This window comes from Micromonospora sp. S4605, from assembly GCF_003176715.1.
Lineage (GTDB): Bacteria > Actinomycetota > Actinomycetes > Mycobacteriales > Micromonosporaceae > Micromonospora > Micromonospora echinaurantiaca.
The window spans coordinates 1-23,754 of sequence record NZ_QGSW01000285.1; the positions used below are offsets into that span (position 1 = coordinate 1).

Consider the following 23,754-nt stretch of genomic DNA (forward strand, 5'->3'; position numbering starts at 1 on the left):
TGACGGCATACGACGTAGGCTCCGGTCTCGTGGGCTCGGAGATGTGTATACGAGACAGGCCCAGTTCGGCCCCCTCGCCGTACGCGTCGTCGAAGGCCGCGTCGCCCAGTTCCCCACGCAGCTGCGCCTGCCGCTCCGCCCAGTACGGCCCGTAGATGCCCGGGGTGGCGCGCAGGCTCGCCCGGGTGACCTGGGCCGCACCGAAGAGTCGGGCCGCGGTCAGCGACTCGCCACCTGCGGCGCAGCGCACCGCCACCGCGTTCAGCGTGTCGCAGGCCCGGCCGTGGAAGCCGTGGCTCATCCGGGACCGCAGCGCCACCAGCAGGTGCTCGTGCGCCGCGACCAGGTCACCCCGGGCCAGGGCGACCATGCCGAGCAGCATGTCCACCGAGCGCCGACCCCGCTCCACCGGGCGGGCCGCCTCGACCGGGCGGGCGGCGCCGAGCAGCTCCGCCGCCTCGTCCAGCGCGCCCCGCCGCCAGAGCAGCTCGGCCAACCCGAACACGGCGAACAGCGCGTCGCCCAGCACGTCCTGGCCGTGTGCCCACTCGATGACCTCCCGGCAGACCCGCTCGGCCTCGACGAACTGTCCCATGTCGACCAGCGGGGCGGCCCGGCCGGCGAGCACCCGGGCCAGCAGGCCGGCGTCCCCGGCCTGCCGGGCCGCCGCCTCGGCCCGCTGCGAGAAGCGCAGCTCCTCGGCGAACTCGCCGTCCGCGCCGGCATGCAGCGAGTGCATGTGGTACGCCGCCGCCAGCTCGTCCTCCGGGATCGCCTCGCCGGTCTCCGCGATCCGGCCGTAGAGCCGGAACAGCCAGAGCCGCCCCTCCCGGGCCAGGCCCCGCTCCCGCCACCACTGGTCCAGCCCACCGGCCAGCCGCAGGCCGGCCCGGGCGCTGCCACCGGTGGTGCACCAGCGCAGCGCGGCGCGCAGCTCGCCGGCGAGCGGGTCGAGGGCGTAGAGGGAGAGGGTGACCGGCCGGCCGTCCGGGCCCAGGTGGGCCCGTTCCAGCGCGTGCGTCGACCAGGCCACGTGCCGGTCCCGGGCGGCCTGTTCCTCGCCGGCCTCGGCCAGCCGCCGCGCCGCGTACGCCCGGATCGGGTCGAGCATCCGGTAGGTGCTGCCCGCCGCGTGCGGCTCGGCCAGCACCATGGACTTGTCCACCAGCACCGAGAGCGGGTCGAGCGGGTCGTCGCCGAGCAGCCACTCCACGGTGGCCAGGTCCACCGGGCCGGCGAAGACCGCCAGCCAGCGCAGCAGCCGGGCCGCCCGCGGCCCCAGCGTCCGGTACGACCAGGTGACCGTCGCCTGCATGGTGAGGTGCCGCTCGGTGGCCGACCGCTGCACCGCCCGGCTGGCCGGGGTGGGCGGCGTGGCGCCGGCCGCCGCCGCGACCAGGTCCACCGTGTCCTGCTGGTTGCCCGTCCAGCCGCGCTCCACCGGAGGCGGCTCCGGGTCGTCCCGGCCGGCGTCCAGGGTGCCGAGCACGTCGTCGAGGCGCTCGGCGAGCTGCCCGACCGAGAGCACCCGCAGCCGGGCGGCGGCCAGCTCGATGGCGAGCGGCAACCCGTCCAACCGCTGCACCACCCGGCGCAGGTCGGCCGACTCGGCCGGGTCCGGCGGCCGGCCGCCCCGGGCCGCCGCTGTCCGGTCCAGCAGCAGCGCCACCGCGTCGCTCTCCGCGCCGTCGGCCGGCGGGTCGACCGAGAGCGGCGGGATCCGCCAGACCACCTCGCCGGGCAGGCCGAACGATTCCCGGCTGGTCGCCAGCACCCGCACGCCCACCCCGCCGGCGAGCAGCCGGGAGATCACGTCGGCCGAGGCGGCCGGCTGGGCGTCGCAGGTGTCCAGCACGACCAGCATCCGGCGGGCGGCGGCGTACTCGACCAGGGTGTCCACCATGGGCCGGCCGGGCTCCGGGCGCAGCCCGAGCACGGCGGCGATCGCGAACGCCACCAGCCCCGGGTCGGTGACGGTGGCGATGTCGACGAACCAGACCCCGTCCGGGTACGTCTCCACCAGGTCGGCGGCGAGTTCCACCGCGAGCCGGGTCTTGCCCGCCCCGCCCGCGCCCAGCACGGTGACGAGCCGGTGGTCCTCGACCAGCCGGCGCAGCTCGGCGCGCTCGACCTGCCGGCCGACGAACGAGGTGACCTGGGTGGGCAGGTTGTGCGCCACCGCGTCGGCGGTACGCGGCCGCGGGAACTGCCGTTCCAGCCCCGGGGCGACCAGCTGGAACAACCGTTCCCGGTCGTCGAAGCCACGCAGCCGGTGCAGCCCGAGGTCGAGCAGGGAGGCGCCGGTCGGCAGCGGGTCGGCGTGCCGCGCGGTGGCCGCCGAGCAGAGCACCTGGCCGCCGTGCGCGGCGGCGGCGATCCGCGCCGCCCGGTGCACCTCGGGGCTGGCGTACTCGCCGTCGCGCGGCTCGGCCCAACCGGTGTGCAGCCCCATCCGCACCCGGGGCGCGGCCGCCGCGGTGGGCCACTCGTGATCGGCCAGCGCGCGTTGCGCGGTCAGGCACGCGGTGAGCGCCGCGGTCGCGTCGTCGAACGCCAGGAAGAACGAGTCGCCCTCGGTCAGCAGCTCGGCGCCCTCGGTCGCGGCGATCGTCCGGCGCAGCAGCCGCCGATGCTCACGCAACACCGGGCGGTAGTCCGGGCCGAGCAGCTGGGCCAGCCGGGTCGAGCCTTCGATGTCGGTGAAGACGAAGGTCACCCACCCGGTCGGGAGGTGGATCCGTGGCGACATGCGAGGAACCTCCGCCCGTGACGTCGGGTTCATGCTGCCTGATACCGAGCCGTCACGCATCGTGAGAACGGCCGGGCAGGTTGCGACCCAAGGTGCCACCGGACCTCGACGCGGGCAAGCGCCACGGCCCGACCGGACGGAATCAGCAGCCGCAGGCACCACCGCAGCAGCCACCGCCGCCACCTCCGGCGGGCGCGCCGCCGGACGCCGCGGCGCCGCCCCGACCGGTCACCGCGACCGTCGAGAGCAGCTTGACCGTGTCGTCGTGCCCCTGCGGGCAGGAGGCCGGCTCGCCGGCCCGGATCATCGGACGGTTGACCTCGAAGGTGTCGCCGCAGGCGCGGCAGCGGAACTCGTACCGGGGCATGGCACCAGGGTACGACCGGACCTGACTCTGGACGGGACATGGGTGATACTCGACGGGTGGTGGACGGCGAGGACAGATCGACCCATCGACCCCTGCGCCCGGCCGCGCCCCTCGACGGGCCGCTCGCCGGCTCGGGGGCCGCGCCGGACGAGCCGGCGACCCGGCTGCCGCGCCCGCGTCGTCCGTGGCTGAGATCCGCCGCCCCGGCCGACGACGCACCGGCGGACGCCTCGGCCGCGGCCGCCCGCGGGAAGCCGGGCGAGGCGGAGGCCGGGCGGGACACCGCCACGCGCGCAGGGGACCAGCACCGACCAGGCGCGACGGACGCGCCGGACGCCGGTGCCGCGCCGGCCGTCGGCGACCCGACCGCCGCTGCCGTCCAGGAGGCGACCGACCGGGCGGACGCGGCCACCACGATGGACGGCAGCGCCGCCACCGCCGGGTCGGGCAGCGGCCCGGACGGCACCGCCGCCCGGTCGGACGGCGGCGCGGACACCGCCACCACCAAGGCGGGGGCCGGCCCGGACGGCAGCGCTACCGAGGCGGGGGACGGCACCACCAAGCCCGGTGACAGCACCACCAAGCCCGGTGACAGCACCACCAAGCCCGGCGACAGCACCACCAAGCCCGGTGACAGCACCACCAAGCCCGGCGACAGCGCCGGCGAGCCGGATGCCTCCGGGGGCGACGCGACGAGCGGGCGACCGGCGGGAGCCCGGCGGCGCCGGGTGCCGTTCGCGCATGCCGTACGGCAACCGCCGCACCGGGTGGCGCTGGCCGCCGCCCGGGCGACCCGGGCCTGGTCGCGGCGCTCCAGCGGCCGGCTCACCCTGCCCGGGGTGTTCCTGCTCGCCCTGGTCCTGACGACCGCCGCGGCCGGCGCCCTGGTGGTGCCCGCGGCGGTCCGCGCGCCCCGCCCGGTCGCCGCCGACGACAGCGCCACCGCCACCCCGCCACCGGCCCAGCCGGGACTGCCCGGCACCCCGCTGCCCACCGGAGCGCTGCCGCCCGGTGGCACGCTGCCCACCGGGCCGGCGGCCGGTCCGGTGGCCACCGGCCGGCCGGCCGACGCGCTCGCCACCTGGGCCCAGCAGGTCGGCCCGAAGGTCGGCATCTCGCCGGTCGCCATGCAGGCGTACGGCTACGCCGAGCTGGTGCTCGCCGAGACCAACCGCAGCTGCGGCCTGAGCTGGACCACCCTCGCCGCGATCGGGTTCGTCGAGTCCGGGCACGGCCAGGCCAACAACGCCAGACTCGGCCCGGACGGCCGGGCGCTGCCCGAGATCATCGGGCTGCCGCTGGACGGGCAGGGCGGCCGGATGCGGATCACCGACACCGACCGGGGCCAGTTGGACCGGGACACCACCTACGACCGGGCCATCGGGCCGATGCAGTTCATCCCGACCACCTGGCAGGAGATCGGCGCCGATGCGGACGGCGACGGCCGCAAGGACCCGCACGACCTGGACGACGCCGCCCTGGCCGCCGGCAACTACCTCTGCAAGGGCGGCCGTAACCTCACCATCCCGGGCGACTGGTGGAACGCGATCCTGTCGTACAACGACGTCCGCCGGTACGCCCAGGACGTCTTCGACACCGCCAACCGGTACGGGCAGGCCAGCCGTACGTGAAGTGATCGTCCGCCTACATTTGGAGAACTGGACACTTCCTTCGGGCAGCCGTTAGCGGCAAGCTAGACGGGTGATGGTGCGCGAGTGGGACCCCAGGACCGCGTCGTCCGCCGAGATCGCGTCGCTGCTGGACACGCTGAACGCGGTCCTCGCGGCCGATCTCCCGCAGGATCCGCCGTGGCGGGAGAGTTCCCTGCGTGAATACCTCTCCGAGGTGATGCCCGGCGAACGGAAGATCTCCTGGGTCGCCCAGGCCGAGCCGGGCGGCAACGGGGCGCCGGGGGCCATCCTGGGCCAGGTGCAGGTGCTGCTGCTCGGTGACATCGGCGTGCTGGAGGTGCTGGTGCACCCGTCGGCCCGGCGCTCCGGGCTGGGCCGCGACCTGGTGCGGGTCGCCGCCCGCCGGGTCTACCACGAGGGCTTCCAGTCGATCGGGGTCGAGGTGGTCGGCGACACGCCGGCGGTGGCCTTCTACGAGGCGCTCGGCTTCACCCGGGAGTACGTCGAGACCCGCAGCGTGCTCGACCTGTCCACGGTGGACTGGGCCGAGCTGGCCGAGATGGCCACCGGCATCGGTGCGGGCTACCACCTCGAGTTCTGCCCGGGCGGGCCGCCGGACGACCTGATCGAGGCGTACGCGCGGGCCAAGGCCGAGGTGCGCGACGTCGACGACGGCGAACTGCGCCCCAGCTCGTACGACCCGGAGCGGCTCCGGGACAGCCTGGACTGCCTGCACCGGCGCGGCATGAAGCCGTACATCGTGCTCGCCCTGCACGAGCAGAGCGGCGAGGTGGCCGGGCTGACCGAGGTGGTGGTGCCGGCGCAGCACCCCACCCGGGCCGACCAGTACGACACCATCGTGGTGCAGGATCACCGGGGCTACGGGATCGACCGGGCGATCAAGGCGCGGATGCTGCTGGAGCTGCGCTCCGCCGAGCCGGAGCTGGCCGAGGTGCAGACCTGGAACGCGCAGGCCAACGAGGCGATGCTGAAGGTCAACGCGGAACTGGGCTACCGCCCCGACCGCGACTGGTGCGAATACAGTGTCGACGTCGCCGACCTGGTGCACCGTCTCGACGCCGCGCGCTGACCGGAATTGACGAAACAGTCCGCCGGGGGATGGACGCTGGACAGCGACGCCCCTTAACGTGCGCTAGTTCCCGTCCACCCATCGTGGAGGCCCCATGCGCCCGCGCCGCACCATAGCCGCGCTCGCGACCGCTGCCGCCGTCACCGCCACGGCCGTCGGCGTCGCACCCCCCGCGGCCAGCGCCGCGCCCACCGACCTGTTCATCTCCGAGTACGTCGAGGGCTCGTCCAACAACAAGGCGATCGAGCTCTTCAACGGCACCGGCGCCGCCGTCGACCTGGCCGCCGGCGGATACCAGCTGCAGCTCTACTTCAACGGCTCCACCACCCCGACGAACGTGCCGTTGACCGGCAGCGTGCCGGCCGGCGACGTGTTCGTCTTCGCCCACGCCTCCGCCGGGCCGGCGATCCTCGCCCAGGCCGACCAGACCACCACCGCCGGGCTGTTCAACGGCGACGACGCCGTCGTGCTGAGCCGCGGCGGCACCGTGCTCGACTCGCTCGGCCAGGTCGGCGTCGACCCGGGCGCCGAGTGGGGCAGCGGCCTGACCAGCACCGCCGACAACACGCTGCGGCGGTTGGCCAGCGTCACCGCCGGCGACACCGACCCGGCCGACGCCTTCGACCCGGCCGCCCAGTGGGCCGGCTTCGCCACCGACACGTTCGACGGGCTCGGCGCGCACTCCGTGGGCGGTGGCCCGGTCGACGCGCCGGCCACCCTGAACTGCGGCGGAGCGCTGGTCACCCCGGCCGGCACCGCGGCGACCCGGGAGGTCACCGCGACCGACAGCGACGACCGGATCGTCGACCTGGCGGTCACCTCGGTCACCCCGACCCCGACCGCGGGCTCGATCAGCCGCACCGCGGTCACCCCCGCCGACGCGGTCGGCGGCACCGCCCGGGCCACCGTCACGGCGAGCGCCGACCTGGCCGCCGGGGCGTACACCGTGGTGCTGACCGCCACCGACGCCGACGGCGGCACCGCCACCTGCACCCTCTCCGTGCAGGTCACCCGGGAGCTGACGGTCGGCGAGGTGCAGGGCCCGACCACCGATGGCGAGTCCGGCCCTGCCGACCGGTCCCCGTACGCACCGGCCAGCGGCAACGGCACCAGCAGCGCCCTCTACGACGTGCGCGGCGTGATCACCCAGCTGACCCTGGCCCGGGACTCCTCCGGACGGGACCAGCGCGGCTTCTTCCTGCAGAGCCGGGCGGACGCCACGGACGGCGACCCGACCAGCTCCGACGGCATCTTCGTGTTCATGGGCTCGTTCACCTCGCTGATCGGCGGCTACGTGCCGACCGTCGGCGACGAGGTGGTGCTCCGCGCCCGGGTGTCGGAGTACTTCACCATGACCCAGCTCTCCAGCGCCTCGCTGGTCCGCCGGATCGCCTCCGGGGTCGACGTGGACACCGCGGTCGAGGTCACCGACGCGGTGCCCCCGGCCGACCTGGCCGCGGCCGGCCGGTTCTGGGAGCGGCACGAGGGCGCCCGGCTGCGGGTGCGCGCCGGCAGCGGTGCGGTGAGCGGGCGGGACGTATTCGCCTCCACCGCCGACGCCGAGCTGTGGGTGGTCGACCGGGACGACCCGCTGCTCGACCGGGCCGACCCGTACGCCCGCCGGGTGTTCCGCGACGCGCACCCGCTGGACAACGACCCCACCCGCCGCTTCGACGACGGCAACGGCCAGCGGATCATGCTGGGCAGCATGGGCGTGAAGGGCACCACCGGGGACAGCGGCGCGCTGCTGCCGCCGGCGCACACCTTCGACACGCTGAGCGTCGACGCGGTCGGCGGCCTCTACTACTCCTTCGAGAAGTACGGCGTGCAGGTCGAGCGGGCCGAGTTCGCCGCGGGCACCGACCCGTCGACGAACCACCCGCCGCAGCCGGCCAACCGGTCGGAGGAGGTCGCCGTCGCGACCTACAACGTGGAGAACCTGTACGACTTCCGGGACGACCCGTTCGACGGCTGCGACTTCGCCGGCAACGCGGGCTGCGCCGGGGTGGACCCGCCGTTCGACTACGTTCCGGGCAGCGAGCAGGAGTACCGCGACCAGCTCGCCGCGCTCGCCGACCAGATCACCACCGACCTGCACAGCCCGGACCTGATCCTCGTGCAGGAGGCCGAGGACCAGGACATCTGCACCGTCGCCGACGGGCAGCTCAGCTGCGGCAGCACGAACAACGCCGACGGCGCGCCGGACAGCCTGCAGGACCTGGCGCTGACCATCGCGGCGGCCGGCGGTCCCGCCTACGCCGCCGCGTACGACCGGACGGGCGCGGACGCCCGGGGCATCACGGCCGCCTTCCTCTACCGCACGGACCGGGTGTCGCTGGCCGAGGCCACCGCGACCGACCCGCTGCTGGGCTCGGCGCCGACCGTGCAGTACCGCGCGCCGGGGCTGGCCAGCAACGCTGACGTGCAGAACCCGAAAACGCTCAACGCGGTGCTGCCCGCCGACGTCGACACCTCGACCGGTCGGGACGGCAACAACGTCTTCACCCGCGCCCCGCAGCTCGGCAAGTTCACCGTGGCCGCGGCGCCCGGTTCGGCCGAGCGGTTCACCCTCTGGGCGGCCAGCAACCACTACTCGTCGGGCCCGGACAGCCGGGTCGGGCAGCGGCGGGAGCAGGCCGCGTACGGCGCCGCGATCGTCACCGCGATCGAGGCGGCGGACCCGCACGCCCGGGTGGTGTTCGGCGGGGACCTGAACGTCTTCCCCCGCCCCGACGACCCGATCGCCACCGCGGACCGGCCGACCCCGTCGGACCAGCTCGCCCCGCTCTACGAGGCGGGTCTGCGCAACCTCTGGGAGGACCTGCTCGCCGAGGCGCCGTCGTCGGCCTACTCGTACAGCTTCGAGGGGCAGGCGCAGACGCTGGACCACCTCTTCGTCAACGAGGCGCTGCACCGGGATCTGGTGCAGATGCGGGCCGCGCACATCAACGCCGACTGGCCGGCGGCGCACGCCGGTGACGGCACCCGCGGTTCCAGCGACCACGACCCGCAGGTGGCCCGGTTCCGCTCCCGGGCCGCGCTGAGCGTCGGCAACGTGACGGTGGCCGAGGGCGACAAGGGCACCACCCCGCTCACCTTCACGGTCACCGTCTCCCGGCCGCTCTCCCAGCCGGTGCTGCTCTGCGCCGCGACCATCGGCCTCACCGCCCGGTCCGGCCAGGACTACGACCCGTACGTCGGCTGCCGCACGCTGGCCGCCGGGCAGACCTCGCTGGCCTTCCCGGTGACCGTACGCGGCGACCGGAAGGCGGAGCCGGACGAGAAGCTCACCCTGGTGGTGGCCGGCGTGCCGGGGCTGCGCCTGGCCGACCCGGTCGCCACCGGCACCATCTCGAACGACGACTGACCCGGTCGGATCGGCAGACGACGGCCCGTCGGCCAGGCTCGCGCCTGGCCGACGGGCCGTCGGTCATCTGGCCACCGACGGGTGCGGCAGGACCGGGAACGAAACGGCGGGCACGAACCGGGAACGGATCCGCGGCGCCGGACGTGTACCTGGCATGGGTAGGAACGTGGCACCGCCGGCGCGACCACCGGACGACCTCGTTCCCGCGCGACCGAGGCCCGAACCGGACCTGCCCTTCGAGCCGTTCTACCGGGCACACGTCGACCGGGTCCACCGCGCGCTGGCGCTGGCCACCGGGGATGTCGGGCTGGCCCGGGAGGCGGCCGACGAGGCGATGGCGCGGGCGTACGCGCGGTGGGACCAGGTGCGCCGGCTCGACAACCCGGCGGGTTGGGTGTTCCGGGTCGGACTGAACTGGGCCACCTCCTGGTGGCGCAAGGTACGCCGGGAGCGGCCACCGGCGGCCGACGAACGGCACCCGTCCCAGGCCGGGCCCGACCCCGCGGCGCTGGCCGCCCGGTCGGCCCTGGACGGACTGCCCACCGCGCAGCGCACCGTGATCGTCTGTCGGATCCTGCTCGACCTCTCCACCGCCGAGACGGCCGCCGTGCTCGACCTGACCGAGGGCACGGTGAAGAGCCGGCTGTCCCGCGGGCTCGCCGGGCTGCGCGCCGCGCTGGCCGAGAAGGAGTGACCATGGCCGCCGTACCGGAGGATTTGATCGAGGCGGTGCACCGGGCCGCGCAGGCGACCCCGCCGCACGCTGCCGACCTCGCGAACGTGCACCGCCGCCGGCGCGCCCGACGCCGCCGGCGGGCGGCCGCCACGGCCGGCGGACTCGCGGCACTGGTGGCGCTCACCGGTGGCGCTCTCCCGATGCTGGCCGATGCCCGGTCCGCGCCCGCGCCGGCGACGCCGTCGCGAACCTCCGCGGCCCCCGCCACCAGCCCACCGGCGACTCCAGTCGTCCCCGCCGCCGTACCGGCCCAGCGGCTGGTGATCGACGTGGCCGGTGAGACCTGGCGCGGCGACAACGGCACCGGGCCGGCCGCCGGCCTCCCGGGAGTCGCGGCGGTCGAGGTACTGCCCGACGGGACGGTGCGACGGCACCGGGTACCCGACGGGTGGGAGCAGACCGTCGCGTCGGCCGACGGACGGCTGATCGGCCTGCAGCTCACGGATCTGCGGCCGGGGGTGCACCGGCGGGACGGCCCCGACGTCGAAGGGCTGTCGGTCAAGCTCGTGGTGCTGGGACCCGACGACAGCGTGCAGACGGCGCGCGAGATCCGGGTCAGGGGCGCCGGGGTGGAACTGCTCGGCACCGATGGGACGGTCGCCTACCTGGCCCGGGACGGTGGCGTCGTGGCGCACGACCTGGCCACCGGCCGGGAGGAGATGTTGCTCCGCTCGTCGACCGCCGGCGTCGACCTGTTGGCAGCCAGCCGGACCGATCTGAAGCCCGACCATCTGGTCGAGCAGCGGACCGACGACGGCTGCCACACGGACGTACGCCGACTGACCGACGGGAAGCGGATCGCCCGACTCACGCTCGACGGTCTCTGCGAGAACGGTCTCCGGCTGTCGCCGAACGGCCGCCTGGTCGCCGTCCCGTACCAGCGCCTCCCCGACCGGGTGGGCGATCGGGAGCAGCGGCTCGCCGTCTTCGACGTCGCCACCGGGACGCTCCGCACCGACCGGCTGGTCGGGACGTCGCACCGGGCCTCCGCGGCGGGCAGGATCCAGGGAGTCGCCTGGGCCGACGAGACGACGGTACGGGTCGCCTGGACGGACCGCCCGGAGGGCGCGCGGCTCGATTCGGTGGACGTGGTGACCGTCGCCGTACGGTAGCGCGTTGGCGACCGTCAGCGGCCCCGGCCCGCGCCGAGAGATCCTGGTGGCGAACGAGCCTGGAGGGGCGTTCGCCACCAGGATCTGTTCGTGCTTCCAGCCTCGGGTCAGTAACGCTGGCGGAGCAGTTGGGCGGCCTCGACCGCCCAGTAGGTGAGGATGATCTGCGCGCCGGCCCGGCGGATCGAGGTGAGCGTCTCCAGCATCACCCGCTCCCGGTCGACCCAGCCGTTCGCGGCGGCCGCCTCGACCATCGCGTACTCGCCGGAGACCTGGTAGGCGGCGACCGGGACGTCGACCGCCGCGCGGACCGCGGACACCACGTCGAGGTACGGCAGCGCCGGCTTGACCATCACCATGTCGGCGCCCTCGGCGACGTCCAGCGCCACCTCGCGCAGCGACTCCCGCAGGTTGGCCGGGTCCTGCTGGTAGGTGCGCCGGTCCCCCTCCAGCGCCGACTCCACCGCGTCGCGGAACGGGCCGTAGAAGGCCGAGGCGTACTTCACCGCGTACGCCAGCACGGCGACGTCGGTGTGGCCGGCGGCGTCGAGCGCCTTGCGGACCACCCCGACCTGGCCGTCCATCATCCCGGACGGCCCGACCACGCCGACCCCGGCGGCGGCCTGGGCCACCGCCATCTCGGCGTACGCCGCCAGGGTGGCGTCGTTGTCCACCTCGCCGTCCGGGGTGAGCAGGCCGCAGTGCCCGTGCGAGGTGAACTCGTCCAGGCAGAGGTCGCTCATCACCACGGTGGCGTCGCCCACCTCGGAGACGACGTCCCGGATGGCCACGTTGAGGATGCCGTTCGGGTCGATTCCGCCGGAGCCCTCCGGGTCCCGCTGCGCCGGCACCCCGAACAGCATGATCCCGCCGACCCCGGCCTGGACCGCCTCGACCGCGGCCTTGCGCAGCGAGTCCCGGGAGTGCTGGAGCACCCCCGGGAGCGAGGCGATCGCCCGCGGCTCGGTCAGCCCCTCCTTGACGAACATCGGCACGACCAGCTCGGCCGGGTCGACGCGGGTCTCGGAGACCAGCCGCCGCAGCGCCGCGGTGCGGCGCAGCCGGCGGGGCCGGATCTCGAGGTACGACATGCGGGCCTCCTGCTGCGACTAGCGGAAGCGGAGGGCGGTCGGCCCCTGCACCTTCGAGCCCCGGCGCTGCTTCGCCGGCATGGCGGCGAGCTTCTCGCGCAGCTCGACGGCGTAGGCGGCGAGCGCCTCCACCAGGTCGGGCACCGAGGCGTGCGGCGGCTGGACGTCGACCCGCAGGCCGAACTCCGTCGCGGTCTCCGCCGTCTTGGGCCCGATGACGGCAACAACGGTACGCGCGTGCGGCTTCCCGGCGATGCCGACCAGGTTCCGGACGGTCGAGGACGAGGTGAAGAGCACCGCGTCGAAGCCACCGGACTTGATCGCATCGCGGATCTCGGCCGGCGGCGGGGCGGCCCGCACGGTCCGGTACGCGGTCACGTCGTCGACCTCCCAGCCGCGCTCGGTGAGCCCGGCGGCGAGCGTCTCGGTGGCGATGTCGGCGCGCGGCAGCAGCACCCGACCGACCGGGTCGAGCACCTCGTCGTGCGGCGAGAACTCGGCCAGCAGCCCCTCGGAGGACTGCTCCCCGGACGGGATCAGCTCCGGCTGGATGCCGAACGCGCGGACCGCGTCGGCGGTCGCGTCGCCGATGCAAGCGATCTTGACGCCGCCGAAGTGCCGGGCGTCCAGGCCGTGCTCGGCGAACTTCTCCCAGACCGCGCGGACCGCGTTCACCGAGGTGAAGATCACCCAGGCGTACCGGCCGTCGACCAGGCCCTTGACCGCCCGCTCCATCTGGGCCGGGGTGCGCGGCGGCTCCACCGCGATGGTCGGCACCTCGCACGGGATGGCCCCGTACGCGCGCAGCCGGGCGCTCATCACGCCGGCCTGCTCCTTGGTCCGCGGGACCAGCACCTTCCAGCCGTACAGCGGCCGGTTCTCCCACCAGCTGAGCTTGTCCCGCTGGGTGACGCCGGCACCGACGGTGAGCACCACCCGGCCGGTGAAGCCGAGCGCCGCCGCGACGAAGCTGTCCACGGTCGACGTGGTGGTGTACTGCGTCTCCCCGGTGCCGTCGCCGGTCACCCCGACCGGGGTGGCGCCGTCCACCCCGGCGGCGAGCAGCCCGTCCCGGATCGCGGCGAGGTCACCGGCGTCCACGGCCAGCGCCAGCGAGCCCCGGCCGACGGCCGCCGCCAGCGCCTCGAAGTCCAGCTCGCTGACGTCCTCGACGTCGGCCGCGGTCCGTACGCCCGGCAGCGGCACACCCGCGTAGGTGGCCACCCCCTCGGCCTGGCCGACTCCCGGCACCACCTCGAAGTGCGCGGCGGTACGCGCCACCGCCTGCACCTCCTTGACCACCGAGTCGTGCCCGAACGGGTCGCCGGCGACCAGGTGCACGGCGTTCAGCCCGGAGCGGGCCGCCGAGATCAGCACCTTCGCCACGTCACCCGGCGCACCCTCGGCCGGCGTGAACTGGGCGTCGGTCTTGGCCTGGGCGCGGACGGCGTCGAGCAGCGACTCCGGGACTCCCCGGTCGTACACCACCTGATCGGCGTCGACCAGGGCGTCGTGCGCCCGACGGGTCAGCAGGCCCGGGTCGCCGGGACCGGCCCCGACGAACGCGATGCGGCCTACGGGCTTACGGGTGCGGGTCATTCTGTGCTCCCAAATTGCTGGGTCCCCGGGCCGGTGGGTCCTGCTTGGCCGAGGATCGAGTCGGCGCCGAGGTCGAGGAGTTCGGCGGCGAGTGCCTTGCCGATCTCCGCCGCGTCGGCGGGCGTACCGGTGCGGGACAGCCGGAGGTCACGGGTACCGTCCGGACTGATCACCGCCCCGCGCAGGTAGATCTCTTCGCCGGCGTCGCCCTCGGCGAGCTCGGCGTAGGCGGCGACGGGTGCGCTGCACCCGGCCTCCAGGGTGGCGAGCAACGCCCGCTCCGCGACGACCGCGGCGCGCGACGGTGCGTGGTCGAGCACGGCCAGCAGCTCGACCAGGTCCGGGTCGTCGACCCGGCACTCCACCGCCAGCGCGCCCTGGGCGGGCGCGGGCAGCATCAGCATCGGGTCGAGCGTCTCGGTGACCACGTCGGTACGGCCCAGCCGGGCCAGGCCGGCCCGAGCCAGCACGACGGCGTCCAGGTCGGCCTCCGGGCCGAGTACCCGCGCCAGGCGGGTGTCCACGTTGCCCCGGATCGGGGTGACCTCCAGCTGCATGCCGAGGGCGTGCAGCTGGGCGATGCGGCGCAGCGCACCGGTGCCGACGACCGCACCCGGCGGCAGCTCGGTGAGCGTCCGGCCGTCGCGGGCGACCAGCGCGTCGCGCGGATCCTGTCGCGGTGGCACGGCGGCGATGTGCAGCCCGGGCGCCGCCGCGGTGGGCAGGTCCTTGTAGGAGTGCACGGCGAAGTCGATGGTCCGGGCGGCGAGCGCGTCGCGCAGCGCGGAGACGAAGACGCCGACCCCGAGCCGGTGCACCGGCGCGGCCGAGCGGTCGCCGGCGGTGACCACCTCGACCAGTTCGACCGGGCGCCCGGTGGCGGCGGTCAGGGCCTCGGCGACGTGGCCGGACTGGGCCATCGCCAGCTTGCTGCCCCGGGTACCGAGGCGCAGGGGCGTGCTCATCGCTCACCTCCGGCGGGCGGAATGGCGTCGGTGGCGCCGAACGCCGGGGTGACGTCGGTGTCCACGACGTCGGGGACGGTGTCGACCGGCGAGGTCTGCGGCACCTGGAGGTCGAACAGCTCGCGCAGCAGCGCCGCGTACTGGTCGCCGCCCGGCTCCGCGGCCAGCTGACGGACCCGCACGGTGGGCTGGTGCAGCAGCCGCTGGACCACCCGGTGCACCGTCCGGGCCACCTCGGCCCGCTGGTCGTCGGTCAGGTCGGGGCGGCGCTGGGCGAGCCGGCGCAGCTCGGCGGTGACCACGTCGTCGGCGCGCCCGCGCAGGGCGGCCACGGTCGGCGCCACGTCCGCCCCGCGCAGCCAGGTGAGGAAACCCTCCACCTCGGCGGCGACGATCCGCTCCACGGCGGCGGCGTCGGCGGCGGCCGGCCCGTCGGCGAGCAGCGCGGCCATCCGGTCGATGTCGATCACCTCGACGCCGGACAGCTCGGCCACGCCCGGCTCGACGTCGCGCGGCACGGCCAGGTCGAGCAGGATCAGCGGACCCCGGTCGGGGTCGCGGTCGGCCAGCGCCCGGCTAACCACGTCGCGGGTGAGGACCGGTTCGGTGGCCGCGGTGGCGGCCACTACGATGTCCACTGTGGATACGGTCGCGGTCAGCTCGGCCATCGGGGCGGCCGCGGCGCCGTACGACTCGGCCAGCCGGACGGCCCGGTCGGCCCCCCGGTTGGTCACCGTGAGCGGCCCGGCGCCCAGCCGGGAGAGGGTCGCCACGCCCAGCGAGCCCATCGCGCCGGCCCCGACCACCAGTGCCGGGCGGCCGGTCAGGTCGCCGCCGAGGTGGCCGGCGGCCAGCTCCAGCGCGGCGGTGACCACGCTCTGGCCGGCCCGGTCGATGCCGGTCTCCGCGTGGGCCCGCTTGCCCACCCGCAGCGCCTGCTGCATCAGCTCGTGCAGCAGCCGCCCGGCGGTGTCCGCCCCGCTCGCCCAGTGGTAGGCGTCACGGAGCTGGCCGAGGATCTGCGCCTCGCCGACCACCATCGAGTCGAGCCCGGCGGCGACCCGGAAGACGTGGTCGACGGCGGCGGCGTCGTAGTGCACGTAGAGGTGGTTGGCGAGCGTGGCGGGCGGGCTGCCGGCCTGCTCGGCCAGCACGGCGCAGATGTCACCGAGGCCGCCGTGGAAACCGGACACCGCGGCGTAGACCTCCACCCGGTTGCAGGTGGAGACCAGCACGGCCTCGGTCACGTACGGCTGCGCGACCAGGCGGTCCAGGGTGCGGGTGAGCTCGGCGGGAGCCACCGCGAGCCGCTCCAGGGTGGCGACCGGAGCGGTGCGGTACGACGCGCCGACGACGAGCAGTTTCACGTGCCGATCGCCTCCTGGGTGTCGGTGACCGCGAGCCCGCCCGGCAGGGCGGTGAGGGCGGACCCACCGGTGGCGGGGAGCGCGGTCAGCGACGCCTTGCGGTGCTCGTGGAAGGACAGGATCTGCAGCTCGATGGCGAGGTCGACCTTGCGCACGTCGACCCCCTCCGGCACCGAGAGTACGCACGGCGCGAAGTTCAGGATGCTCGTCACACCGACCGCGACGAGCTGGTCGGCGACCCGCTGGGCGGCCGCGGCGGGGGTGGCGATCACGCCGATCGCGATGGACTCCGCGGCGGCGACCCGAGGCAGATCGTCGACGTGCTGCACGACCAGGCCGTTGATCTCCTCGCCGACCCGCGCCGGGTCCGCGTCGAAGAGCGCGGCGATCCGGAAGCCGCGGCTGGCGAACCCGTCGTAGCCGGCCAGGGCGTGACCGAGGTTACCCACGCCGACCAGGGCGACCGCCCGGCGCTGGGTGAGCCCGAGCACGAACTCGATCTGGTCGATCAGCAGCGCCACGTCGTAGCCGACCCCGCGGGTGCCGTACGAGCCGAGGTGGGACAGGTCCTTGCGCAGCTTCGCGGAGTTGACCCCGGCGGCGCTGGCCAGTCCCTCGCTGGACACCGTCTCGTGGCCTGTTTCGGCGAGATTGTGCAGGGCACGAAGGTATTCGGGGAGCCGCGCGACCGTCGCCTCGGGCAGGTCCGGTAGCGCCGGTACGGCACCGGCGCGGTCGGGCGCGCCAGGGTGACGGTGCTGACTCATGAGACTCCGTGCGGTGCGATCCTCGTCCAGCTCCAGTGGCCGGCCGTTTCGGGACTCCCGCTGGCGACCGAGGTTGCCGGCTGTGCTAGCAGGGCGCGTCGGAATTACAGAGTAGGCGCTTGTGAACGCACGCACAAATCGCGATCTTGAAAGCTCGCGACGCGGCTCCACCAGGCCCTCCATTCCGCAAGATCGATCCGGCAACCGTGCCGGCGCCGCTCGGCGATTATTGCTCAATTACGACTTCTCTGACCAATCGCGCGACCGCGCGTCGCGGCCCCGACCGGCTCGGCAGCCACCCGCCCGGCCCCAGGTAGGGCCAGCCCTACGCCGGAAACGGCGGCCGGCGGGATGGGTGCGGACCCACCCCGCTGCCTAGCCTCGTGACATGACCGCCGTTCCCGCCACCGCCGACCAGCCGGCACTGGCCCCGACCATCTCCCGCCAGCTCTTCACCGACTCCGGGTACGTCCTGCTCGGCCTGCCGCTGGCGCTGGCCAGCTTCGTCGTACTCATCGTGGGCCTCGCCGCCGGTCTCGGGCTGGTGGTGACCGTGATCGGCCTGCCGATCCTCAGCGGCACCCTCTACGCCGCCCGCGGGCTGGCCGACATCGAGCGGTTGCGGCTGCCCGCCGTGCTGCGCCAGGCCCGGATCCGCCCGCAGTACCGGCTCGCCGAGCCCGGCGCGAGCGCCTGGCGGCGGATCTTCGTGCCGATGGGCGACGCCCAGTCCTGGCTCGACCTGGCGCACGGAATCCTCAAGCTGGTGGTGGCCATCGTCAGCTTCGTGGTCACGCTGGTCTGGTGGGCCGGCGCCGTCGCCGGCTCGCTCTACTGGGCGTACGACTGGGCGCTGCCGCACGGCGACCCGGAGGACGTCGAGCTGCCCCAGCTGCTCGGCCTGGGCGACTCGACCACCGCCCGGATCGGCCTGCACACCGCGATCGGGCTGTTCTTCCTGATCACGCTGCCGATCGTGGTCCGCGGCTGCGCCCTGATGGAGGCCAGCTTCGGCCGGGCGATGCTGACCGGGGTGGCCGAGATGCGCAACCGGATCACCGTGCTGGAGGAGCAGAAGCGGGCCGCCGTGTCGGCCGAGGCGAGCGCGCTGCGCCGGCTGGAACGGGACATCCACGACGGCCCGCAGCAGCGCCTGGTCCGGCTGGCGATGGACCTGAGCCGGGCCCGCCAGCAGCTCGCCTCCGATCCGGAGGCGGCCGGGCGGACGCTGGACGAGGCGGTCACCCAGACCCGGGAGACGCTCGCCGAACTGCGCGCACTGTCCCGGGGCATCGCGCCGCCGATCCTGGTCGACCGGGGGCTGCCCAGCGCCCTCGCCGCGCTCGCCGGCCGCGGGCTGATCCCGATCGAGCTGCGGGTGGACCCGGACCTCGGCACCCCGGGCGGACGGCTGGACCCGGCGGTGGAGAGCACCGCGTACTTCGTGGTGGCCGAGGCGCTGACCAACGTGGCCAAGCACAGCCGGGCCACCGAGTGCCAGGTCGCGGTGAGCCGCCAGGACCAGCGGCTGGTGGTCGCCGTCGGCGACGACGGCCAGGGCGGGGCGCACCTGGCCAAGGGGCACGGGCTGGTCGGCATCGCCGACCGGATCCGCGCCGCCGGCGGCCGGCTGGACGTGCTCAGCCCGGCCGGTGGCCCCACCGAGGTCCGCGCGGAACTCCCGCTGTGATCCCGGTCGCCCCGCACCGGGGTACGCGGTCCGGCACGGCGCGGCGGGTGATCCGGTCCGGCCCGGGGGTGGGGGCCGGGCCGGCCGCGCCGCGCTGCCCCGGTGCGGTGGTGCGCACGTGGTAGACAACGACACCATGCGGATCGTGATCGCGGACGACGCCGTACTCCTGCGGGAGGGGCTGATCCGGCTGCTCAGCGAGCGGGGGCACCAGGTGGTGGCAGCGGTCGGCGACGGCGAGGCGCTGGTCGAGGCGGTGGTGGCCCACCGACCCGACGTGTCGATCGTCGACGTCCGGATGCCGCCCTCGCACACCGACGAGGGGCTACGCGCCGCGGTGGAGGCCCGGCGGCTGGTGCCGCGTACGCCGATCCTGGTGCTCTCCCAGTACGTCGAGGTCTCGTACGCCGACGACCTGCTCGCCACCACCGGGGCCGGCGGTGGCGGGATCGGCTACCTGCTCAAGGACCGGGTGGCCGCGATCGACGAGTTCCTCGACGCGCTGGACCGGGTGGCCGCCGGCGGCACGGTGCTCGACCCGGAGGTGGTCGGCCAGCTCTTCGCCCGGCGCCGCCGGGACGACCCGCTGCGCGAGCTGACCCCGCGCGAACGGGAGGTGCTCGGGTTGATGGCCGAGGGCCGGTCCAACACCGCCATCGCCCGGGCCCTGGTGGTCAGCGACGGCGCGGTGGAGAAGCACGTCCGCAACATCTTCACCAAGCTCAACCTCCCACCCGACACCGAACAACACCGCCGAGTCCTGGCCGTCCTCACCTACCTCCGCAACTAACCCCCGCCCGGGGTCAGGGGAGGGTTTGGGCGAGAGTTACGGCTTGGGTGAGGGTGTCGGCTACCGGGTGGCCCGAGGCGTGCAGGCGGGCGGGGTCGGTGAAGCCGCCGGTGTAGAGGACGGCGCGGGCACCGACCGAGAGGGCCGCGTCGGCGTCGTCGATGGAGTCGCCGATCAGCACCACGGCCCCACCGTCCAGACCCAGCTCGGCCAGGTGCCGCCGCAGCGACTCGGCCTTGCGGTCGCCGCCGACCTCGGCCCGTAGCCCGTCCACCCGGACGAAGTGCCCGCTCAACCCGTAGGTGTGCACGGTCGGCACCAGCTCGTCGTGGAACCACATGGACAGCAGCGACTGGCTGCCCGACCAGCTCGCCATCGCCGACGCGGCGTCGTGCGCCAGCTCGCAGGTGGTCAGCCCCGCCCGGTACGCGTCGTGGAAGAGCCGGTCCAACCGGCCGAACGCCTCCTCGTCGACGGCCCGGCCGAGCACGTCGGCGTAGTAGTCGGCGATCGGCCGGCGGAACCGGACCCGGTGCTCCTCGGCGGTCACGCTCGGCCCGCCGACGCTGGCGAACGCGGCGTTGGTGGCGGCGACCACCAGGCTGAGGTCGTTGAGCAGGGTGCCGTTCCAGTCCCACACCAGGTGGGTGCGTGCAGGGGTCATCGCCGCACCCTATCCAGCGCCCAGCAGCGCTACAGCTGCGGCGTGGTCAGGTCCCGCAGCAGCCGCTCCTCCTCCACCCGCCAGTAGCCGTGCTCCTTGCCGTCGAGCAGCACCACGGGCAGCCGGTCGCCGTACTCGCGCTCCAGCTCGAGGTCGCCGGTGACGTCCTGCTCGACCCACCGGTCGCCGGTGACGGCCACCACCCGGTCCAGGGCCGCCCTGGCGTCGTCGCAGAGGTGGCAGCCGGGCCGGGTGATCAGGGTGAGTCGGGGTTCACGCATCGGTGTCCTCCGTGCTGCTGGCGCCGGCGCGAGCCGACGGGCGGTCGCCGGCCGGGTCCGCCGGGGACGGGTCCGACCGGAGCAGGGTCTTGCGCACCTTCCCGATCGCCGAGTGGGGCAGCGCGTCGACGAACTCGACGGCGGTCGGGCACTTGAACCGGGCCAGGTTGCGGGCGCAGTGGGCGAGCAGGTCCTCGCTGGTCACCGGACGCCCCGGCGCCGGCACCACGTACGCCCGGACAGTCTCGCCGGTTCGCGGGTGCGGCACACCCAGTACCGCCGACTCGGCCACGCCCGGGTGCGCGGAGAGCACCAGCTCGACCTCGTGCGGGTAGACGTTGAACCCGTTGACCAGGATCAGCTCGCCGATCCTGTCGACCAGGAAGAGGTCGCCGTCGGCGTCCGCGTAGGCGACGTCGCCGGTGGCCCACCAGCCGTCGGCGTCCGGCCCGCCCCGGCCGTCCGGCCAGTAGCCGGAGAACAGGTTGGGGCCGCGTACCACGATCTGCCCCGGGTCGGTGCCCGGCGCGGGGTCGGCGAGGTGCAGCTCGTCGTCGTCCTCGTCCGGCTCGGCCACGCCGTCGCGCCACAGGTCGGTCCCGTCCGGGCCGACCAGGCGCAGCTGCACGCCGGGCAGCGGCCGGCCGATCGAGCCGGCCTTCGGGACCCCGCCGACCAGGGTGGTGGTGAGCACCGGGGCGGTCTCGGTGAGGCCGTAGCCGACGTGCACCGGTCGTCCGGCCACCTCGGCGAAGCGGGCCGCCACGGCCGGCTCCAGCGGCGCCGCGCCGCAGACCGCGACCCGGACCGAGGCCATCGCGGCGGCGGCCGCGCCGGCGTCCGCGGTGGACCAGGCCAGGAACATCGACGGTACGCCGACCAGCACGCTGACCCGGTGCCGGGCGATCTCGGCGAGCCCGCCGTCAGCGCCGAGATCGTCGACCAGCACCCCGGTCGCGCCATGGTGGATGACAGCGCCCAGCCCCGAGTTCAGCCCGTACGCGTGGAACAGCGGCAGCGCCAGCAGCACCGTGTCGTCCGGCCCGACCACCGGCGGCTCGATCCGGTCCACCTGCTCGTGGTTGGCCAGCAGCGCCCGGTGCGAGAGCATGGCGCCCTTCGGCCGGCCCTCGGTGCCCGAGGTGTAGAGCAGCACCGCGAGGTCGTCGCCGCCCCGGGCCGGAAACGGGTCGCCGGCCGACGGCGCGCGGGGTGGGGTGGCGTGCACGGCGGCGAGTGCGGGCAGTTCACCGGCGACGTCGGCGACCAGCGTGCGGACCCGCTCGGTGCCGATCAGCACGGCCGCGCCGGAGTCGGCGAGCACGTGCCGCAGCTCGGGCCCGGTGAAACCGGGGTTGACCGGCACCGCGACCAGCCCGGCGCGGAGCGCGCCGAGCAGGCCGAGCACGAAGTCGGGCGAGTTGGGCAGGGCGACCGCGACCCGGGCGGGCCGCCCGGCCGGGTCGGCGGCCGGCACCGCCGCGGCCAGCGCGGTGCCGACCTCGGTCACCGCCGCGTCCAGTTCGGACCAGCTCAGGATCTGTTCGCGCCAGTACAGCGCGGGTCGGTCGCCATGGGCGACGGCCGCCCGGCGGAGCCGGTCGGCGAGGTTCGGCGCGGAGCTGTCGGCTGCGTCCTGCACGGTGGCTGAGTCTGGCACAGCGCGGGCCGCCCGGCCATGCCGGAGGCGAGCCCCGGATCCGCTGCCGAGGAGCGACGGAGCCGCCCGCCGCCGCGCGCCACCCCCAAGCGGGTGCCGCCGGTCGGAGTGGACACCGCCCCGGCCCGTTCCGAGGGGTGGGTGGAGCCGGCCTGCCGTGGACCCGCCGGCCGCCGCACGCAACTTCGACCGGGTGCCGCCGGTCGGGGTGGACGCCGGCGGCCGGTGTCGGCTCGGATCGGCTGCTCGGCGGGACAGCCCGGCCGGTCGGCGGGGCGTCCTGGGCCGGGCCGACGGGACGAACTCGACCGGACGGCGGATGGGTCCCGTCCACAGGACACGCCGATGCCGACGCCCGAGACACCTCCGGTCCCGTGGACAGGACGCACCGGGCCCGCCCGGCGCCCGGCCGGACGTACCGCGCGACCGTCCCCCCGGGACGCTCGCGAAAGCCCCAGGAAGCCTCGCTGACCAGCGTTCCACTACGGACCACGGGCCGGTGCGAAAGTCAACCGCACACGACGGACAACCGGTCCGCCATCGGTGCGACGCGGCGGGAAATACTTCCGCCCTGTGTAACGGACTTGCCACGCGCGGGTGACGTTGGCCCCTATCATCACTCGGGTCGGCTCACCCCATTTGCCGTGAGTCGACACCCCTCAGCCCGAGGAGGCCCCCGTGCCTGTGAGCGCATTGGACCAGCACCTCAAGGGGATCTGCCGCCCGTCGGCACGCCCCCGACCCGCCCTGCCCGACCGCGTACCCGGCCCGGTGGCGGCGACGCACCGGCCGGCGCGGTCGACCGCCGGCGGGACGGAGGCGGTGCGGTGACGACCTTCGGCTACGCGGAGCGCCCCCTCGGTCTGACCGGCCCGGCGGCCCGCGCCACGGTGAACGAACGGCTCGCCGCCCGGGGCCCGGTGGAGGACACCGGCAGCCTCTCCGTACGGGGGGAGGGCACGTCGAAGCGGCTGCGCAACCGGCCACACCACAACGACCCGCCGCCCCGGCCGGCCACCCCGGGAGGAAACGCGAAGCCGGTCGGCGGCCGGGTCGCGGTCCCCGCCCGACCGTCCATGCCGGCGCAGAGCCGCCGTACCGGGGAGCCGCCGGCGGTGGCCGACCCGTCCACGACCGAGACGGCGGTGCTTCCCGCGGTGCCGGCGGCCGCCCCGGCCAACACCTCCACGGGCTACCCGAGCCGGCCCGACCCGTCGGACCCGGCCACCGAGGTCTGGGCCCTGGTCGAGCGCGCCCAGGCGGGCGAGTCCGAGGCGTTCGGACTGATCTACGACCGGTACGTGGACACCGTCTTCCGGTTCGTCTACTTCCGGGTCGGCAACCGCCAGCTCGCCGAGGACCTCACCTCCGACACGTTCCTGCGCGCCCTGAAGCGGATCGGCAGCTTCACCTGGCAGGGCCGGGACCTCGGTGCCTGGCTGGTCACCATCGCCCGCAACCTGGTCGCCGACCACTTCAAGTCCGGCCGGTACCGGCTGGAGGTGACCACCGGCGACGTGCTCGACGCCGACCGCGAGGACCGGGGGCCGGAGGGCAGCCCGGAGGCGGCGGTGGTCGAACACATCACCAACGTGGCCCTGCTCAGCGCCGTCAAGCAGCTCAACCCGGAACAGCAGGAGTGCATAGTGCTCCGGTTCCTGCAGGGCTTCTCGGTGGCCGAGACGGCCCGGGCGATGGGCAAGAACGAGGGTGCGATCAAGGCGCTCCAGTACCGGGCGGTCCGGGCCCTGGCACGGCTGCTTCCCGACGGTTTCCAACCGTAGTCCCATGAGTGGGACTCGCACCGGTCGATCAGTGTTTCCGCAGC

18 protein-coding genes are annotated in these 23,754 nt (G+C 74.9%); 8 read left to right on the forward strand and 10 right to left on the reverse strand.

Translation table 11 applies throughout. The features are described from left to right. Both DLJ47_RS25595 and DLJ47_RS25600 read right to left on the reverse strand, forming a co-directional pair. Positions 1-2,749: ATP-binding protein (locus tag DLJ47_RS25595; protein WP_109903550.1), on the reverse strand; the 2,749-nt coding region annotated here is incomplete at its 3' end. A 142-nt stretch (positions 2,750-2,891) separates the two neighbouring features. After that, complete coding sequence (locus tag DLJ47_RS25600; RefSeq protein WP_109903552.1) at positions 2,892-3,116, reverse strand: FmdB family zinc ribbon protein; 225 nt, start codon at positions 3,114-3,116, stop codon at positions 2,892-2,894. A gap of 38 nt (positions 3,117-3,154) precedes the next feature. Between DLJ47_RS25600 and DLJ47_RS25605 the strand changes: the two genes are divergently transcribed. From DLJ47_RS25605 to DLJ47_RS25625, 5 genes are all read left to right on the forward strand, one after another. Then, complete coding sequence (locus DLJ47_RS25605) at positions 3,155-4,747, forward strand: lytic murein transglycosylase (protein ID WP_199236001.1); 1,593 nt, start codon at positions 3,155-3,157, stop codon at positions 4,745-4,747. A 73-nt stretch (positions 4,748-4,820) separates the two neighbouring features. Continuing rightward, the gene (locus DLJ47_RS25610) at positions 4,821-5,837 is read left to right on the forward strand and encodes a GNAT family N-acetyltransferase (RefSeq protein WP_109903554.1); all 1,017 of its coding nucleotides are present in this window, start codon (positions 4,821-4,823) and stop codon (positions 5,835-5,837) included. A 94-nt stretch (positions 5,838-5,931) separates the two neighbouring features. Then, entirely contained in the window at positions 5,932-9,204 is a 3,273-nt protein-coding gene (locus DLJ47_RS25615) for a lamin tail domain-containing protein (RefSeq protein WP_109903556.1), read from the forward strand. A 154-nt stretch (positions 9,205-9,358) separates the two neighbouring features. Continuing rightward, positions 9,359-9,898, forward strand: a complete 540-nt coding sequence (locus tag DLJ47_RS25620; protein ID WP_109903558.1) for an RNA polymerase sigma factor — start codon at positions 9,359-9,361, stop codon at positions 9,896-9,898. Between the two features lie 2 nt (positions 9,899-9,900). After that, a complete protein-coding gene (locus DLJ47_RS25625) occupies positions 9,901-11,052 on the forward strand; it encodes a hypothetical protein (protein ID WP_109903560.1) in 1,152 nt (383 codons plus the stop codon). 107 nt (positions 11,053-11,159) lie between these two features. Here DLJ47_RS25625 and hemB read toward each other — a convergent pair whose 3' ends face one another. The 5 genes from hemB to DLJ47_RS25650 are packed head-to-tail and all read right to left on the reverse strand — an operon-like array spanning position 11,160 to position 16,841. Further along, the gene (gene hemB, locus DLJ47_RS25630) at positions 11,160-12,143 is read right to left on the reverse strand and encodes a porphobilinogen synthase (protein ID WP_109903562.1); all 984 of its coding nucleotides are present in this window, start codon (positions 12,141-12,143) and stop codon (positions 11,160-11,162) included. Between the two features lie 18 nt (positions 12,144-12,161). Further along, complete coding sequence (locus DLJ47_RS25635; protein WP_109903564.1) at positions 12,162-13,742, reverse strand: uroporphyrinogen-III synthase; 1,581 nt, start codon at positions 13,740-13,742, stop codon at positions 12,162-12,164. Next, positions 13,739-14,707, reverse strand: a complete 969-nt coding sequence (hemC, locus tag DLJ47_RS25640; RefSeq protein WP_088996176.1) for a hydroxymethylbilane synthase — start codon at positions 14,705-14,707, stop codon at positions 13,739-13,741. The genes DLJ47_RS25635 and hemC overlap by 4 nt, the downstream gene beginning before the upstream one ends. Then, the gene (locus tag DLJ47_RS25645; RefSeq protein WP_109903566.1) at positions 14,704-16,074 is read right to left on the reverse strand and encodes a glutamyl-tRNA reductase; all 1,371 of its coding nucleotides are present in this window, start codon (positions 16,072-16,074) and stop codon (positions 14,704-14,706) included. Before DLJ47_RS25645 ends, hemC begins: the two co-directional genes overlap by 4 nt. Further along, entirely contained in the window at positions 16,071-16,841 is a 771-nt protein-coding gene (locus DLJ47_RS25650) for a redox-sensing transcriptional repressor Rex (protein WP_109903568.1), read from the reverse strand. The genes DLJ47_RS25645 and DLJ47_RS25650 overlap by 4 nt, the downstream gene beginning before the upstream one ends. Positions 16,842-17,229: 388 nt before the next feature. On the opposite strand from DLJ47_RS25650, the gene DLJ47_RS25655 reads away from it, so the two are divergent. Continuing rightward, the gene (locus DLJ47_RS25655; protein ID WP_109903570.1) at positions 17,230-18,531 is read left to right on the forward strand and encodes a sensor histidine kinase; all 1,302 of its coding nucleotides are present in this window, start codon (positions 17,230-17,232) and stop codon (positions 18,529-18,531) included. 136 nt (positions 18,532-18,667) lie between these two features. Beyond that, entirely contained in the window at positions 18,668-19,321 is a 654-nt protein-coding gene (locus DLJ47_RS25660) for a response regulator transcription factor (protein WP_109903596.1), read from the forward strand. A 13-nt stretch (positions 19,322-19,334) separates the two neighbouring features. Here DLJ47_RS25660 and DLJ47_RS25665 read toward each other — a convergent pair whose 3' ends face one another. Genes DLJ47_RS25665 through DLJ47_RS25675 form a run of 3 tightly spaced genes read right to left on the reverse strand, consistent with a single transcriptional unit; the run spans position 19,335 to position 21,908 of the window. Then, positions 19,335-19,985 carry an HAD family hydrolase gene (locus DLJ47_RS25665; protein ID WP_109903572.1) on the reverse strand — a complete coding sequence of 217 codons (651 nt, stop codon included), beginning with the start codon at positions 19,983-19,985 and terminating at the stop codon, positions 19,335-19,337. Positions 19,986-20,014: 29 nt separating this feature from the next. After that, positions 20,015-20,266, reverse strand: a complete 252-nt coding sequence (locus DLJ47_RS25670) for a glutaredoxin family protein (protein WP_109903574.1) — start codon at positions 20,264-20,266, stop codon at positions 20,015-20,017. Next, positions 20,259-21,908: an AMP-binding protein gene (locus DLJ47_RS25675; protein ID WP_109903576.1), complete on the reverse strand. Its 1,650-nt coding sequence runs from the start codon at positions 21,906-21,908 to the stop codon at positions 20,259-20,261. Before DLJ47_RS25675 ends, DLJ47_RS25670 begins: the two co-directional genes overlap by 8 nt. Positions 21,909-22,753: 845 nt before the next feature. Between DLJ47_RS25675 and DLJ47_RS25680 the strand changes: the two genes are divergently transcribed. Next, positions 22,754-23,710: an ECF subfamily RNA polymerase sigma factor, BldN family gene (locus DLJ47_RS25680; protein WP_088996183.1), complete on the forward strand. Its 957-nt coding sequence runs from the start codon at positions 22,754-22,756 to the stop codon at positions 23,708-23,710. The last annotated feature ends 44 nt before the right edge of the window (positions 23,711-23,754 follow it).